Source organism: Zobellia sp. OII3, from assembly GCF_002211465.1.
In the GTDB taxonomy this organism is placed as follows: domain Bacteria; phylum Bacteroidota; class Bacteroidia; order Flavobacteriales; family Flavobacteriaceae; genus Zobellia; species Zobellia galactanivorans.
On sequence record NZ_MWRZ01000008.1, the window covers coordinates 42,552 to 56,613 of the forward strand.

General features: G+C 44.6%; 13 protein-coding genes and 1 pseudogene. 2 read left to right on the top strand and 12 right to left on the bottom strand.

Going from position 1 to position 14,062, the window contains the following annotated elements; translation table 11 throughout:
- Positions 1-371: 371 nt before the first annotated feature.
- Positions 372-821: a hypothetical protein gene (locus B4Q04_RS17525; protein ID WP_013993944.1), complete on the top strand. Its 450-nt coding sequence runs from the start codon at positions 372-374 to the stop codon at positions 819-821.
- An 80-nt stretch (positions 822-901) separates the two neighbouring features.
- Here B4Q04_RS17525 and B4Q04_RS17530 read toward each other — a convergent pair whose 3' ends face one another.
- The 9 genes from B4Q04_RS17530 to B4Q04_RS17570 all read right to left on the bottom strand — a co-directional run bounded on the left by B4Q04_RS17530 (position 902) and on the right by B4Q04_RS17570 (position 10,893).
- A complete protein-coding gene (locus B4Q04_RS17530; RefSeq protein WP_013993943.1) occupies positions 902-2,311 on the bottom strand; it encodes an MBL fold metallo-hydrolase in 1,410 nt (469 codons plus the stop codon).
- A gap of 120 nt (positions 2,312-2,431) precedes the next feature.
- Entirely contained in the window at positions 2,432-4,162 is a 1,731-nt protein-coding gene (locus B4Q04_RS17535) for a SulP family inorganic anion transporter (RefSeq protein ID WP_013993942.1), read from the bottom strand.
- Positions 4,163-4,246: 84 nt separating this feature from the next.
- On the bottom strand, positions 4,247-5,428 hold the full coding sequence (locus B4Q04_RS17540; protein ID WP_088697593.1) for a cytochrome c peroxidase: 1,182 nt from the start codon (positions 5,426-5,428) through the stop codon (positions 4,247-4,249).
- Between the two features lie 103 nt (positions 5,429-5,531).
- Positions 5,532-6,392, bottom strand: coding sequence for an SDR family oxidoreductase (locus tag B4Q04_RS17545; RefSeq protein WP_013993940.1), 861 nt, complete (start codon positions 6,390-6,392; stop codon positions 5,532-5,534).
- Between the two features lie 72 nt (positions 6,393-6,464).
- Complete coding sequence (locus B4Q04_RS17550; protein ID WP_046287905.1) at positions 6,465-7,016, bottom strand: TetR/AcrR family transcriptional regulator; 552 nt, start codon at positions 7,014-7,016, stop codon at positions 6,465-6,467.
- Between the two features lie 94 nt (positions 7,017-7,110).
- The gene (locus tag B4Q04_RS17555) at positions 7,111-7,743 is read right to left on the bottom strand and encodes a Crp/Fnr family transcriptional regulator (protein WP_013993938.1); all 633 of its coding nucleotides are present in this window, start codon (positions 7,741-7,743) and stop codon (positions 7,111-7,113) included.
- A 9-nt stretch (positions 7,744-7,752) separates the two neighbouring features.
- On the bottom strand, positions 7,753-8,532 hold the full coding sequence (locus B4Q04_RS17560) for an aldose epimerase (RefSeq protein WP_088697594.1): 780 nt from the start codon (positions 8,530-8,532) through the stop codon (positions 7,753-7,755).
- A gap of 63 nt (positions 8,533-8,595) precedes the next feature.
- On the bottom strand, positions 8,596-9,576 hold the full coding sequence (locus B4Q04_RS17565; RefSeq protein WP_013993936.1) for a PLP-dependent cysteine synthase family protein: 981 nt from the start codon (positions 9,574-9,576) through the stop codon (positions 8,596-8,598).
- Between the two features lie 75 nt (positions 9,577-9,651).
- Positions 9,652-10,893 carry an ABC transporter permease gene (locus B4Q04_RS17570; RefSeq protein WP_088697595.1) on the bottom strand — a complete coding sequence of 414 codons (1,242 nt, stop codon included), beginning with the start codon at positions 10,891-10,893 and terminating at the stop codon, positions 9,652-9,654.
- Positions 10,894-10,896: 3 nt separating this feature from the next.
- Here B4Q04_RS17570 and B4Q04_RS17575 point away from each other — a divergent pair, with 3 nt between their 5' ends.
- Positions 10,897-12,153, top strand: a complete 1,257-nt coding sequence (locus B4Q04_RS17575; RefSeq protein WP_046287904.1) for an exo-beta-N-acetylmuramidase NamZ domain-containing protein — start codon at positions 10,897-10,899, stop codon at positions 12,151-12,153.
- Here the strand turns inward: B4Q04_RS17575 and B4Q04_RS17580 are convergent.
- The 3 genes and pseudogenes from B4Q04_RS17580 to B4Q04_RS17590 all read right to left on the bottom strand — a co-directional run bounded on the left by B4Q04_RS17580 (position 12,154) and on the right by B4Q04_RS17590 (position 14,059).
- Positions 12,154-13,014: pseudogene (locus tag B4Q04_RS17580) on the bottom strand (sterol desaturase family protein).
- Between the two features lie 41 nt (positions 13,015-13,055).
- The gene (locus B4Q04_RS17585) at positions 13,056-13,538 is read right to left on the bottom strand and encodes a GyrI-like domain-containing protein (RefSeq protein WP_013993932.1); all 483 of its coding nucleotides are present in this window, start codon (positions 13,536-13,538) and stop codon (positions 13,056-13,058) included.
- A gap of 23 nt (positions 13,539-13,561) precedes the next feature.
- A complete protein-coding gene (locus tag B4Q04_RS17590; protein WP_088697596.1) occupies positions 13,562-14,059 on the bottom strand; it encodes a YkgJ family cysteine cluster protein in 498 nt (165 codons plus the stop codon).
- Positions 14,060-14,062 lie beyond the last annotated feature (3 nt).

Below are 14,062 nucleotides of genomic sequence, written 5' to 3' on the forward strand. Positions count from 1 at the left end.
GCTGAAATACTTGGGTCCAGCCCCAAACGCATGACATCCGTAGTCTTTTACATGAAAGCCGAATCGCCAAGAAGTGGGGAGTGATCGGGGGTAAAAAATCGTGGGCCTAAACGTAAAAACAGGCATTTAAAGCCTATTGCCCGAAAGGCCAAATAAAGTAGAAATATGGTTAAATTACAGCCCTATTAGAAGATTTGATCATAGCAAGCCTATTAACCCCCTAAAGAACATGGGGGCTGCACTTACATTTGAGATTTCTTAGCAAGTATGCCGAAAACACCTCACCAAACGAATACATATAGTATACGCGATATGTCATGAAAAATTCAACCGATAAAAATTGAAAATGCAGTTGAAACAACCTTTTCTATATGAAAGCTGATAAAAAGAAACCTAAAGCATCCCTAGGCAAATTGCCTGATGGTTCATGGGCGGGAGACAAATCCCAGAACGTAGTATTGGAGCAAAGACTTCCGATATGGCAATCCATTTCAGAACTATATCTAGATACGGAACTACAACCTCACGATTACCATTCCATCACCCGTACTTTTCTTGACTCAGGTCTATCGCTAAACGAACTAAAAGCCATTGACCGGTACGAGGTTTTTCCCGTACTAAAGGCCAATTTAATAAATACCTTAGGTGAATGGAGAGGTTTCGATGAGACCTGGTTGAACGAAGAATGCACAAAGCACTATCTAAAAAGAAACAAGCGCTGGTTCAGATGGAAGATTCGATTTTACGATTACTTCCTATTCTCCATGCGAAAAGACCATTGGATAGAAATAGAAAACCGAATGAAAGACGCCAGCAATTAGCTAGCCACAATCCCAAACAGTTTTAAAAAGAAAAACCCCATAGTCTTTTTCCTATGGGTTTTTTATAATTTCGCACCTTCTTATAAGGTCGTAGGGCAAACATAGTCCGTTGACGGAATACCTGCATTCTTCATGGCTCCGAAACCGCCGCCTATATCCACAAAATTATGTATTCCCCTACTTTTTAATATCGATTCCGCTATGACCGAACGATAGCCTCCGGCACAGTGAACAAAAAATGTTTTTTCCTTAGGGAATTCCCCCATGTAGTCGTTTATAAAATCCAATGGTGTGTTTTCCGCATTGACCGCGTGTTCCGAAAGATACTCACTCTCTTTTCTCACGTCGAAAACGGGCATTTCCTTATTTTCGATCTGTGGTTTTGCCTCTTCCGCAGAAACGGAGTTAATGGTATCGTAATCTTTCCCGGCTTTCTTCCATGCTTCGAATCCCCCTTCAAGAATTCCGATAGTAGCATCAAAACCAACACGGGACAAACGGGTTACCGCCTCTTCTTCCATACCTTCCGGCGTCACCAATAAGAGCGGTTGCTCGGTATCTGCAATAAGGGCTCCTACCCACGGAGCAAAATCGCCGTTAAGTCCGATAAAAATCGACCTAGGGATATGGCCTTTTACAAAATCGTCTTGATGCCTTACATCCAACACCACGGCACCGGTTTCATTGGCCATGGCCTCAAAGGCATCTGGATCCAAAGCGGTGGTGCCCCGATTCAAAACATCGGCTATATCTTCATAGCCTTCTTTGTTCATTTTAACGTTCAGCGGAAAATATTTTGGAGGAGGAAGCAAACCGTCGGTCACTTCTTTGATGAACTCCTCCTTGGTCATATCGGCCCGCAATGCGTAGTTTACCCTTTTTTGATTGCCCAAGGTATCCACTGTTTCCTTCATCATATTCTTACCACAGGCCGAACCTGCACCATGTGCCGGATAAACGGTAATATCATCGGACAGGGGCATGATCTTGTTCCGTAAGCTATCGAACAATAGGCCCGCTAGATCGTCTTGGGTCATATCGGCCGCCTTTTGGGCCAGGTCGGGTCTACCTACATCTCCTAGGAACAAGGTATCACCTGAGAAAATGGCATGGTCTTTTCCTGTTTCGTCCTTCAACAAATAGGTGGTACTTTCCATAGTGTGCCCAGGGGTATGTAATACTTGTATACTAATATCCCCAAGCTTAAATACCTGTCCGTCACTTGCTATTATAGCGTCAAAGGAAGGGTTGGCATTGGGTCCGTATACGATGGGTGCACCGGTTTCCTTGGAAAGGGTAACGTGGCCACTGACAAAATCGGCGTGAAAATGGGTCTCAAAAATATATTTGATCTTTGCCCCGTCTTTTTCGGCCCTTTCGATATAGGGTTCTACTTCACGAAGTGGATCAATAATCGCCACTTCACCTTTGCTTTCAATGTAATATGCGCCCTGTGCCAGGCATCCTGTATATATCTGTTCTATCTTCATAATTGTTTTTTTTATTTCCCGATAGGAAAATTATACCTTCCTTATACATTCCCGAAAAAGGAAGTCTATCTTCATCATTCCTTACAAAAATACCTCTAATCGTTGAATATGGGCGTAACATTAGTTACTGTTCCGATGGTTTTGGCAGGCCACTTTCTCGCTTAAAATGGACAAGGGGGTCATGTTATCAAAATAATCGACCGCTTCCTTTGTCTGAACGAAGAGGCACTTCTTGTTCAGGGCATCGATAATACCACTGCTGAAAATCGTGTCCCTTGTCGGCCCTGTTGCCCCCGAAATATAAAACTGAAGTCCTTTATCGTGAAACTCTTCAATCACCCGTTTAAGCATTTGTGCCGCACTGGAATCGATATAACTAATGGCCTCGGCATTAAGTATGATGCCTTTGAGCTTGCTGCCTTTTTTAGCTACATTTTTTAAAAGTTCTTTTTTGAAATAGTTTTTATTCCCAAAATACAGCTGTGAATCAAAACGTACAATAAGCAAATCGTCACGTACCAAAACATTCTGGCTGAACCTATCGATATTTTTATAATAATCGGACCCTTCTATTCTCCCCAAAACAGCAAAGTGGGGCTTTGAGCTTTTGTATACCATCAACAACAGCGACAATAACACACCGATCAATATTCCTTCCGATATACCGGCAAAAAGCGTAATCAAAAACGTGATAACCAGCACAAAGAGTTCGTCTTTACGATACTCCCAAAGGCTTTTCGGGTAGGCGATATCGATAAGTCCGAATACCGAAACCATAATAATGCTCGCCAAGACGGCATTGGGCAAATAATAGAAAAGCGGCGTAAGAAACAAAAGGGTGATGGCTACGACAATGGCGCTAAAGAACAAGGCCATAGGGGTTTTTGCCCCGGCTTGTGCGTTAATGGCCGAACGCGAAAAACTACCCGTTACCACATACGACTGAAAAAAGGACCCCAACATATTCGAGCTGCCTAGGGCAATAAGTTCCTTATTGGCATCTATGGTTTCTTCCCCGGTTTGTTCCTCCAACGATTTCCCTATGGAAATTGCCTCCAAATACCCAATAAGTGCAAGTGTCACCGCAATAGGCGCCAATTCCAGCAAGGCATCGACATTGAAACTGTGAAGCCGGAACGAGGGCAAGCCGGTAGGAATCTCCCCTACGATGTGCACCCCAAAAGCGGGCAACTGCAATAAGTAAACCACCAAAATACCCAAAATGACCACGAAGAGTATACCGGGTATACGTTTATCGATTTTTTTTAAGGCCACAATAATCACAATGCCCACCAAACCAATGGCAAAATCGTATAAATTAGTGTCGGGCATCTTTTCAAATGCGTTCACCAATAATACGTCAAAGCGGTTGCTACGGGTGATATCTACCCCCAAAAGGTGCTTCAACTGGCTGAACATAATTATCAATGCCGCGGCCGAGGTAAAGCCACTTATGACCGGTTTCGATAGAAAATTCACCAAAAAACCCATTCGTAAAAGTCCTAATGTCAATTGTATAGCCCCAACGGTAAAAGCCAAAAGCAGGGCCATACCAATATAATCGTCTACCGAAGTAATAGCCAAGGTAGCCAAACCTGCAGCCACCAAAAGCGAGTCCATGGCAACTGGCCCCACGGCCAATTGCCTAGACGTACCGAAAACGGCGTAGGCAATCATGGGCAATAAAGAAGCGTAGAGACCGTATACCGGAGGAAGGCCTGCAATCATGGCGTAGGCCATGCCCTGTGGAATCAATATGATCCCTACCGTCAGGCCTGCCACCAAGTCTTTGGAAAACCAGTTCTTGTTATAGTCTGGAATCCACTCCAAAAAAGGGAGAAATCTTCGCATGGGACAAAGGTACCATTTAATCTAAAACAGCTATGTTACCTGTGTTACATGAACATCAAGAAACCAGACCTAAAACCAAAAAAATTATTGAATATTGCCCCCTACCGGCAAGCCACTGGGTACGCGCTCGGGTACGGTCTTGTCAAAACCATCGTCGTTAAGCGTGTTTAAAAATGAAATGATTTGGGACATCTCCTTGACCGACAAGTTGAGATCGCGCACAAAAGGATCGTAATTTTGTACCGGTACATGTGGGTTACGCTCCTTACCATTGGCGATATCCTCATAAAATTCCAGCACCTTTTTGAGGGTAGGCAAACTCCCATTATGCATATAAGGGGCGGTAAAGCGTAGATTCCGTAAAGTAGGCGTACGAAAGGCAAAGGTATCCTTCACTCCTCTATCGGGTTCGCCCAGCTTATCGTTTTCAGGGGTACCCAATACGTGCATCTTATAATCAGAAAACATGGGACCATTGTGGCAATTGACGCAACCTACCGACTTAAACAGTTCAAAACCTTCTTTTTCCGAAATTAGAATTGCATCCTCATCTCCCCTCATAAATTGATCGAAGCGCGAATTGTTCGTTACCAACGAACGCTCAAAGGCGGCGATGGCCTTTCCTAAATTTTCTACCGTTACCGCATTCGGCACACCAAAGGCATCGGCGAACATTTGTTGATATTCGGGAATTTGCTTTACGCGATCCACCACGACCTGCAATATGCTATCGACACCTATACCGTGCCCACGCATTTCCTCAAAGGCCTTTATCGGCTCCAAGGCCTGTTTTTCAAGACTCTTAACACGATCGTCCCAAAACATAGTGGCTTGTTCCGGATCATAGTTGCCGAAGGGGTCTATTCCATTGTAGGCCGAATTGATAATGGTTGGGGCATTTCTTTTTACAAAGGGAATATCGTTGGGCGCATTGAATTTCCTACGGGCACCCAGGCCAGTAGCATTGGGACCAATACTGATATCCAAAAACTCTGCATAACCGTTTTGGGGGTGATGGCAGGTGGCACAGGCCACATCCTTATTTCCGGAAAGAACGGGGTCGTAAAAAAGTAATTTCCCCAAGGCCTCCTTTTCTGGGGAAGCCGGGTTGTCCTTAGGTGATTTCACCTTTTTGGGCAATGCAATATAAGTTGTTACGACCCGGTTCGATTTTGACGTTTTTTTGGGCTTCCCATTGGTATCCCTACAGCTCACCAATAACAAGACTACTATTAAACGCACCCCTATTTTCACCATTCTAGCCATATCTTAATTGCACAAGTAGAAAGGTAAAAATAAGTAATTCAATAGAAATTACACAGAAAGAGGACAAATTTGTCCGAATATTTTTTCGGCCCCTTTCCAAATCCTATAAAAAACTACGTTTGATCTGATCTACCAATTTGGTTCCATCGGGATCGGCCTTGGTTTTAAGTTCACATAGATTTTGGGCCCATTCCGAAGTACGGATACGCATCGGCGGATTTTCGTTTTCGGCCACATCGAGTACGACTTCGGCAACCTCTCGGCCCGTTTGATAGACTTGCTCTACAGATTCGGCCGCCCTCTGCTGGTTGCCCGCGAGGTAACGCTCAAAAATAGGAAGGTATTCACCCGAGGCCAACTTACCGTCAACCGCGGTCTTTTCAACGGCCGAATTCATAAATTCGGTAGAGATCCCCCCTGGTTCTACATTACTGATCTTGATATTGAAAGCGTCGGTAACATAGGCCGCCAAACCCTCAGCAAAGCCTTCTACCGCAAATTTCGCGGCGCAATAGAGCTCATTAAAGGGCTGGCCTACCAATCCACCCACCGAACTTAGATTTATAATTTGCCCCGATCTTTGTTTACGCATATGTGGCAAGACGGCTTGGGTGCAAAACACCGTGCCTAGATAATTGACTTCGGTGACCCACCTTATTTCCTCTTCGCTCGCCTGTTCCACGGCTTTTGCAAAACCTGCCCCGGCATTATTGATCAAGACATCAATTCTACCCTCTTTCCCGATAATGGTATCCACTGCGCCCTTGATACTGTCGACCTTGGTCACATCGAGTTCCAATATGTCAATGTCTAAATTGCCTTCTTCTATTTTTTCCTTTAGGCGGTCGGCCTTTTTTAAATTCCTCATGGAAGCATAAACCTTATACCCCTTCTCCGCAAAAAGCAGGGAACTTTCAAAACCTACTCCCGATGACGTACCCGTAACCAAAACAACTCTTTTCATTTTTAAAATATTAAATAGTTCACCTTATTTATATTGGAATGAACGTTCACTCCATTGTTCGTGTAAATTTTTTTACTCTTTTATCCCGTCCCAAACCATTCGCACCTGGTTTTGAACAGAGGACGTCTCTACTTTCCCTTGGCTATGGTACCACCTTAAATACGAAAATACCGAACCTCCGATGAACTGGATCAATTCTTCGGTTTCCAAATTTTTAACAATGCGTTCTTCCTTTCCCCTTTTAAGCAAATCATAAACCGGTGCCACCGTTTCCAACCCCTTTTTTCTGGTCTCCTCGGTGATGATGGGCGAAGCTTGAATTTGTTCCATAAACTTGAAGTACTCGGCATTCTCGATAAAAAATTCAACAATGGCCGTATAGTACCGCTCGAATTGGGTCTTTATGGGGCGGGTGGTATCAAACTCCGGGAAAATGGTATTTTCCTTTTCCTTTATTCCGGCGTAAATCTCGTTGATCAGAACTTCCTTATTGGGAAAATAGTTATATATGGTTCCCATACCGGTACCCGCATTTTTGGCAATGGCCGACATGGGGGTGTTATGTACTCCCTTTTCAACCAAAAGCGCTAGAGCCGACCGTAAGATGCTTTCTTTCTTATTCACAGGGCAAAAGTAGCGTTTTGGAACAAACATTCCAAAACGCTTATCTATTTTATATTTTTTTTTGGAAAAATGGTTTCCTACGCCAACGCCCCCTTTATAAGTCGATGACCTTGATCCGGTTACGCTGCATTTCTATCTTTCCTTCCTTCTCAAGCTTTTTAAGCAGCCTTGAGATGACCACTCTTGAAGTATTCAGGTCATAGGCAATATCTTGATGTGTTGTCTGGACGTATTCGTCGTGGTTGACCATGGCCTTGTCTTGAAGGTGCTTGAGCAGCCGTTCGTCCATTCGAAGGAAGGCAATGGTATCGACGGTTTCGAGCAATTCGGTCATTCGCGTATGGTAACTGTCCAAGATAAACTGACGCCATGTGGCATATTTTGACATCCATGCTTCCATCTTATCTACGGGAATCATGATAAGCTCCGTATCACTTTCGGCAACGGCCCGTATCTCACTTTTATGGGTTCCTACACAACATGAAAAGGTCATGGCACAGGTATCGCCCCGCTCTAAAAAATAAAGTAACAGTTCGTCTCCGTTTTCATCTTCGCGCAAAATCTTGATCGCTCCGTTCAACAATAAGGGCATATGTGAAATGGTCTCACCGATATCCATGATTACCGTACCCTGACCATACTTTTTTACCAAGCCTACCTCTTGCATCTCAGCCAAGAGTGCATCTTCAAAGAGATAGCCATAATTCTGCAAAAGACCTTCTTCCATATTTCCTATTTAATTGACCGCACTTATAAAGACCCTCAATTGGGCATCTTCGTCCTTCAAATAACTAAAACCTTCAAACAGCTTCACCTGCGGTACGGCATACGGATAAAACGTAATTGGTTCTATACACAGCATATTGGGCACTTCCGTCCACAACATAAAATTGCCAAAGCCTTCGGTACGGACACGAAGCTCTTTTTGGTCCTTCAATACAATTTCCTCGCAGTCGGCCACTTCTAGCGCCCGGCTTCCTACCGCCATGATCTCATCAAGGCTTATTTCTTTATCGCCGGCGATTACTACGGGACTTTCGGTGTGCAGCTTAAAAGCAGGGTGGTACCCCAGCATAAAGGGCATATCGCGTTCCCCGGAAACCGTAAAGCTTACTTCCAGCCCGTCTTCCCCCAATCGAAAGGTCTTTTTAAATTTGAAATCATAGGTCCAAAACAACCATTCCTTGTTCGACTTGTCCGGATATTTCGAATTCTTCACCCGCGAATTGGCCTTATACGCCTTTTGAAAAACCGCCTCCGTCTCCGTTTCCGACATCAACTCGTACTCCATCTCCCGTAGCAATCCGTGCTGATCTTGAACCGCAATGTCCCTTGGGGTCTGTACCATAAATTTGGCATCGGCGGTGGGGCCGATGATCGGAAACATTTCGGTATCGGAACTGCGCCATCCCGGACTGCCTTTTTGATGAATATACTCGTGCCCGTTTACGGTATAACCTACCAATTCACCGGCATCTATTTTTACATTTTGATCTTTAAAACTTAACTCTGTCATCTCTCACTTTTTTATAGCCTTCCACTAGAATAGAAGTCGCTTTTCTTGAACACGCTTACAAAACTAATCTAAAAACCCCTTTTCACGCATCCAATCGTCATTGAACATTTTTCCGACATAGCGACTTCCGTGATCATGGAACAACACGACCACCACATCGTCTTTCGTAAAATGTTCCTTGAGCTGCAATAGCCCTTTTATGGCCGCACCTGCCGAATTCCCCAAAAACATGGCCTCTTCCCTGGCCAAACGTCGGGTATAGATGGCGGCATCTTTATCGGTAACTTTTACGAAGCCGTCAATAATGTCAAAATCTACATTTTCCGGGAGAATATCCTCCCCGATACCTTCGGTAATATAGGGGTAGATCTCATTCTCGTCGAACACTCCGGTCTCGTGGTATTTTTTAAAGACCGAACCATAGGTATCGACGCCCCAAACTTTTATATCGGGATTTTTCTCCTTCAAAAATTTACCCACGCCCGAAATCGTACCTCCGGTTCCCACACCAACGACAAAATGGGTAATCTTACCGTCGGTCTGTTCCCAAATTTCCGGCCCGGTACTAAGGTAATGGGCCTTTGTATTACTAGGGTTATCGTATTGGTTCACGTACCAAGCGTTCGGAGTTTCCTTGGCCAGCCTTTTGGCCGTGGCATAATAACTTCTTGGGTCACTCGGTTCAACGTTCGTAGGACATACGTGCACTTCACTGCCCATGGCCTTTAGTATATCTATCTTTTCTACGGATTGCTTATCACTTATCACACAAATGAGCCTGTAGCCTTTTATCGTAGCGGCCAATGCCAAACCCATTCCGGTATTGCCCGAGGTGGCCTCTACAATGGTACCGCCCGGCTTTAAAAGCCCAGCCGCTTCGGCATCTTCTATCATTTGTAGGGCCATACGGTCTTTTACCGAGTTGCCCGGGTTAAAGGTTTCGTACTTGGCCAATACCAGGCAAGGAAGGTCGGAGGTCAACTTATTTAGCTTTACCAAAGGCGTATTCCCTATGGTTCCAAGAATATTTTCTGCGTATCTCATGAGCTATAAATTATCATGTAATCTAGCAAAAAAAATAGAAAGACCTTACCACAGAGAAATACCCCAAGGCATTTTCTATTCGAATTTGATGGCCTTGACCGGAGAAATTTTGGTGATAATATACGATGGAATCAACAGCATCAGCACACATAAGATCAACACGCCCGCATTGAGGGCCAAGACCGTAAATACGTCGATATGTACGGGCACGTATTCTATGTAATACTCTTTCGGGTTCGGAAACTTCAATATCTTGAACCGGTCTTGCAGTACAATAATGCCCAAGCCAATAAGGTTCCCCCAAAACAGACCGATACCGATAAGGTATGTAGCGTTGTACAAAAACACCTTACGTATGCTCCAATTGGCCGACCCCAAAGCCTTGAGGATGCCGATCATTTGGGTGCGTTCTAAAATCAGCACCAACAGTGCCGTAATCATATTGAACCCACTTACGATGATCACGATACCGATGATCAGAATGATATTAAAGTCGAAAAGACTGATCCATTCAAAGATCTTGTAATATTTGTTTACGATGGTCTGTGTATCTAGTGTAGAGACGGTATTCCCGTAAATCTCATTGCTTTTGGCGTCGATATCGTCAAAACTGTTCAAGAACACCTCGAAATTACCTACTTGGTCATCTTCCCACTTGTTCATACGTTGTATGTGCCGTATATCGGTAAAAAGATAAAGTCCGTCAAACTCCTCAAATCCGCTATCGTAGAGGCCGGTAATTTTAAATTTTCTTTGGTTGGGCAATTTCGACACATCGCCATCCTTGAGAAAAAACGCGTAAAAGGTATCGCCAGTTTTTAGGTGTAGTCGGTTGGCCATGAGGTCTGACATCAATACCTCTTCATTCAAATCGCCGGAGTAGTTCGGCAACTGACCCTCTACCAAATATTCCTCAAATGCCGTCCAGTCATAATCCGCCCCTACCCCCTTGGCAATAATACCTTCAAAGGTGGTCTCGGTTCTAATAATGCCCGCCTTGCTAGCAACGGCCTGTACGTGACGGATACCGTCAATAGTCTTGAACTCGGGATAAAACTCTTGATCCAATGAAACCGGAATGACCGATACATCGGATGCATTATTGTCGTAACTGGAAATTTGGATGTGCCCGTTGAAGGCAGCTACTTTTTCCCGTATCTTGTACTTCAGGCCTATTCCGGTAGCTATCGCAATGAGCATCATTACCACCCCCAATGCAATAGCTGCAATAGCTATTTTTATTATTGGTGCGGAAATACTAATTTTATGCGCCTCACCTTTGATGAGCCGCTTGGCCAAAAAATATTCAAAATTCAATCTATGGCGTTTTTAAACTCTCTCAAAAGTACATTTTTCATTTGGTTTTTGCTTCTTATCGCCTGCGGAAACCAGACGAAAGCCGAGAAAACCCAATCAAAACCTGCGGTGGCAATGAACGATTCGGTCAAAGTAAAGCCCGTTGTAGTGGCGGCCAATAGAACCGAAGCCTACCTTCCTTTACTTAAGGGAAAAAAAGTCGGCATTGTAGGAAACCAGACGACCATTATTTTTAAGGACGAGGTAAAAGATGCCCCCCTTCCATACGTCCATCTCGTAGATTCGTTGTTGGCACACCATGTCGATATCAAAAAAGTGTTCGCTCCCGAGCACGGTTTTCGAGGTAGGGCCGATGCCGGTGAAAAAGTTAAGGACGGGGTCGACAATAAGACGGGACTTCCCTTGATTTCCCTCTACGGAAAAAACCGGAAACCTTCCGCCGAGCAATTAGAGGATATCGATATCGTTCTTTTCGACATTCAAGATGTGGGGGTCCGCTTCTACACCTATATAGCCACCTTACAATTGGTCATGGAAGCCTGTGCGGAACAGAATGTTCCCATTATAGTACTTGACCGCCCTAACCCTAACGGCGCTTACATAGATGGCCCGACCATGAAAAAAGAGCACTCCGGCTTTTTGGGCATGACCGAAATCCCCTTGGTCTATGGCATGACCATCGGCGAATACGCCCGAATGATCAATGAAGAGAAATGGCTTGGGAGCGGCGTTAAGGCCGACCTTACGGTTATTCCATTGGAAAATTGGACTTATGACACCCCCTACAGCATACCGGTCAGGCCTTCACCGAACCTGCCCAACGATACGGCGATCAACCTTTATCCGAGCCTGGGTCTTTTTGAAGGAACGAACATCAATGCCGGACGTGGAACCGAATTGCAATTTCAGTGTTACGGGGCCTCTTTTCTCGATAGCACCCAGTATAGTTTCAAATATACCCCCATGCCTAATTTCGGTTCAAAATCCCCAAAGGAAAACGGAAAGACATGCTTCGGAAAAGATTTATCCGGATTCCCTAAAATGAACGAAGTTTCCCTGCAATGGCTCATAGACGCCTATACCAACACCCTAGACAAGAGCAAGTTCTTCAATACCAAAGGCTTCACCGCCCATGCAGGAACCGAAACGCTTCAAAAACAAATTGAACAAGGGATAAACGAAGAAGAAATCAAGGCTACTTGGCAAAGCGACATTGACAAATTCAAGAAAATCAGAAAAAAATACCTGATGTACCTCTAATTACAGGGGCTGCCCTTTTACCGATTCGGCTTCAGGCAAGGTGGTAGGCTTTCTGTATTTATGGAAAGGCTGCCGTAACAGCCCTTTGATACTGGAGTTCTCGACCTCATCGGGAAAGGTATCTACCCCGTATACAATCTCTTCCCTGTCCAACTTCATATAGGTACCGAACAAGCGATCCCACAGCGAAAATATGTTACCGTAATTACTATCGGTATACGGTAATCGATAATGGTGATGCACCTTGTGCATATCGGGCGAAACGATCAACAGACTTAAGAGGTCGTCTAAGCCTTTGGGCATTTTTATGTTGGCATGGTTGAATTAGGTCGCCACAAGTGATAAGGACTGATACAACATTACAATACCGATAGGCGTACCGACCAGAAAAACCCCTAAAAGGGTAAACACAAAACGAATCATACTTTCCAAAGGATGATGCCGATTGGCCGTAGTCGTGTCTACATTATGGTCGGTATGGTGCACCAGATGTACCATCCATAAAATTTTCACCTTGTGCTCGACAAAATGGGCCAGGTAGGCCCCGACAAGATCCAGCAACAACAGTCCTACGATAACATAGAGCCATAAGGGCATATCGGGAAGCCAATTGATAATCCCAAAATCATGTATTACCGTAAAATCGGCGGTCTTGAGCAGCAAAAAAGCGAGGGCGAAGTTTACGACAACCGTCGTCATCGTAAAAAATAGGTTCGGAAGTGCGTGTTGCCATTTCTTGTACCTAAAACCAAAAAGGGGCACGATGCCCTCAAGAAGCCAAAAAAAGGTGATTCCCCCGACCAAAATAAGCGAACGGTGCAACGAGGGGATATTTTCAAAGTAATCGATAATGGGCTCCATGTCTTAAAGATAACAAAAACCTTTTAAGAACGATGCCCGCTTCACTTCGGCCGGATGGGGATCCACACCTCTTCTTCCGATTCGGGACGGTCGTTTTTGTATTTGCTTCCGAGTAGTTCAAAATGGGGCCTATGGTCTAGGCGATAATCGGATACGGGAAGCCATTCCTTAAAAATAAAATCCATTGTCCGATTAAATTCCGAAGACAGGCCCTTATGTAAGAATACGGCATAAAGTCCCCCGATCAAACATAGGGTTTCCAAGCCATCACCATACGACGCCTCCCCCTTCACCTCTACCGCAGCCCATTTTTCAAAGCTGGTATCCGGCCCAAAACTAGTGCCTTCGGGCATTTCCGAAAACACCTGAACGGAATACAGATCACTACCCACGGGGTCGGCTATGGTTTTCCTCAAGGGCATAAAACCGCTCCAAAGTTCAAAGGTTCGGTTATGTGCCAAGCTCATGTTCAAGCGGCGGCCCACTAGTGTTTTCTTCGGTAGGACTTCTGTTCTAAGGTACATATGGGGTTTCTATTTAGGGTTATCTAGCCGTTCCCGATGCTTTTTTTCATTTTCTCGACAATATTGAAAGCCGCAGGGCAAATAGCCACATTCTTTAGTGTAAGGTTCGATATTTGCTGGAATTTCTTCCGGTCGGTATGCGGAAACTCACGGCAGGCCTTAGGGCGAACATCATAGATAGAGCAGTAATTATCGGCACCCAAAAAGGCACAGGGCACCTGCTGAAGCACGTAATCGTTATCTTCATCGATTCGCAGATACGCTTCAATAAAGGCTTGGGGTTTCTGCCGAAGGAATTTGGCAATTCTTTCGATATCGGCCCTAGTGAACAAAGGCCCCGTAGTTTTACAACAGTTGGCACAATCAAGACAATCGGTTCGCTCAAATTCCTCTTCATGCAGTTCTTGCATAATGTAATCAAGATTCTTGGGCGGGCGCTTTTTAAGTTTCGTAAAAAACTTCTTGTTTTCGTTCTGCTTATCTTTGGCCTTCTTTGGAAGTTCACGTAAAATTTGGTCCATCCT

Coding starts and splice junctions, on each gene's coding strand:
- B4Q04_RS17525 (WP_013993944.1), top strand. CDS start 372: ATGAAAGCTGATAAAAAGAAACCTAAAGCATCCCTAGGCAAATTGCCT.
- B4Q04_RS17530 (WP_013993943.1), bottom strand. CDS start 2,311: ATGAAGATAGAACAGATATATACAGGATGCCTGGCACAGGGCGCATAT.
- B4Q04_RS17535 (WP_013993942.1), bottom strand. CDS start 4,162: ATGCGAAGATTTCTCCCTTTTTTGGAGTGGATTCCAGACTATAACAAG.
- B4Q04_RS17540 (WP_088697593.1), bottom strand. CDS start 5,428: ATGGCTAGAATGGTGAAAATAGGGGTGCGTTTAATAGTAGTCTTGTTA.
- B4Q04_RS17545 (WP_013993940.1), bottom strand. CDS start 6,392: ATGAAAAGAGTTGTTTTGGTTACGGGTACGTCATCGGGAGTAGGTTTT.
- B4Q04_RS17555 (WP_013993938.1), bottom strand. CDS start 7,743: ATGGAAGAAGGTCTTTTGCAGAATTATGGCTATCTCTTTGAAGATGCA.
- B4Q04_RS17560 (WP_088697594.1), bottom strand. CDS start 8,532: ATGACAGAGTTAAGTTTTAAAGATCAAAATGTAAAAATAGATGCCGGT.
- B4Q04_RS17565 (WP_013993936.1), bottom strand. CDS start 9,576: ATGAGATACGCAGAAAATATTCTTGGAACCATAGGGAATACGCCTTTG.
- B4Q04_RS17575 (WP_046287904.1), top strand. CDS start 10,897: ATGGCGTTTTTAAACTCTCTCAAAAGTACATTTTTCATTTGGTTTTTG.
- B4Q04_RS17585 (WP_013993932.1), bottom strand. CDS start 13,538: ATGTACCTTAGAACAGAAGTCCTACCGAAGAAAACACTAGTGGGCCGC.
- B4Q04_RS17590 (WP_088697596.1), bottom strand. CDS start 14,059: ATGGACCAAATTTTACGTGAACTTCCAAAGAAGGCCAAAGATAAGCAG.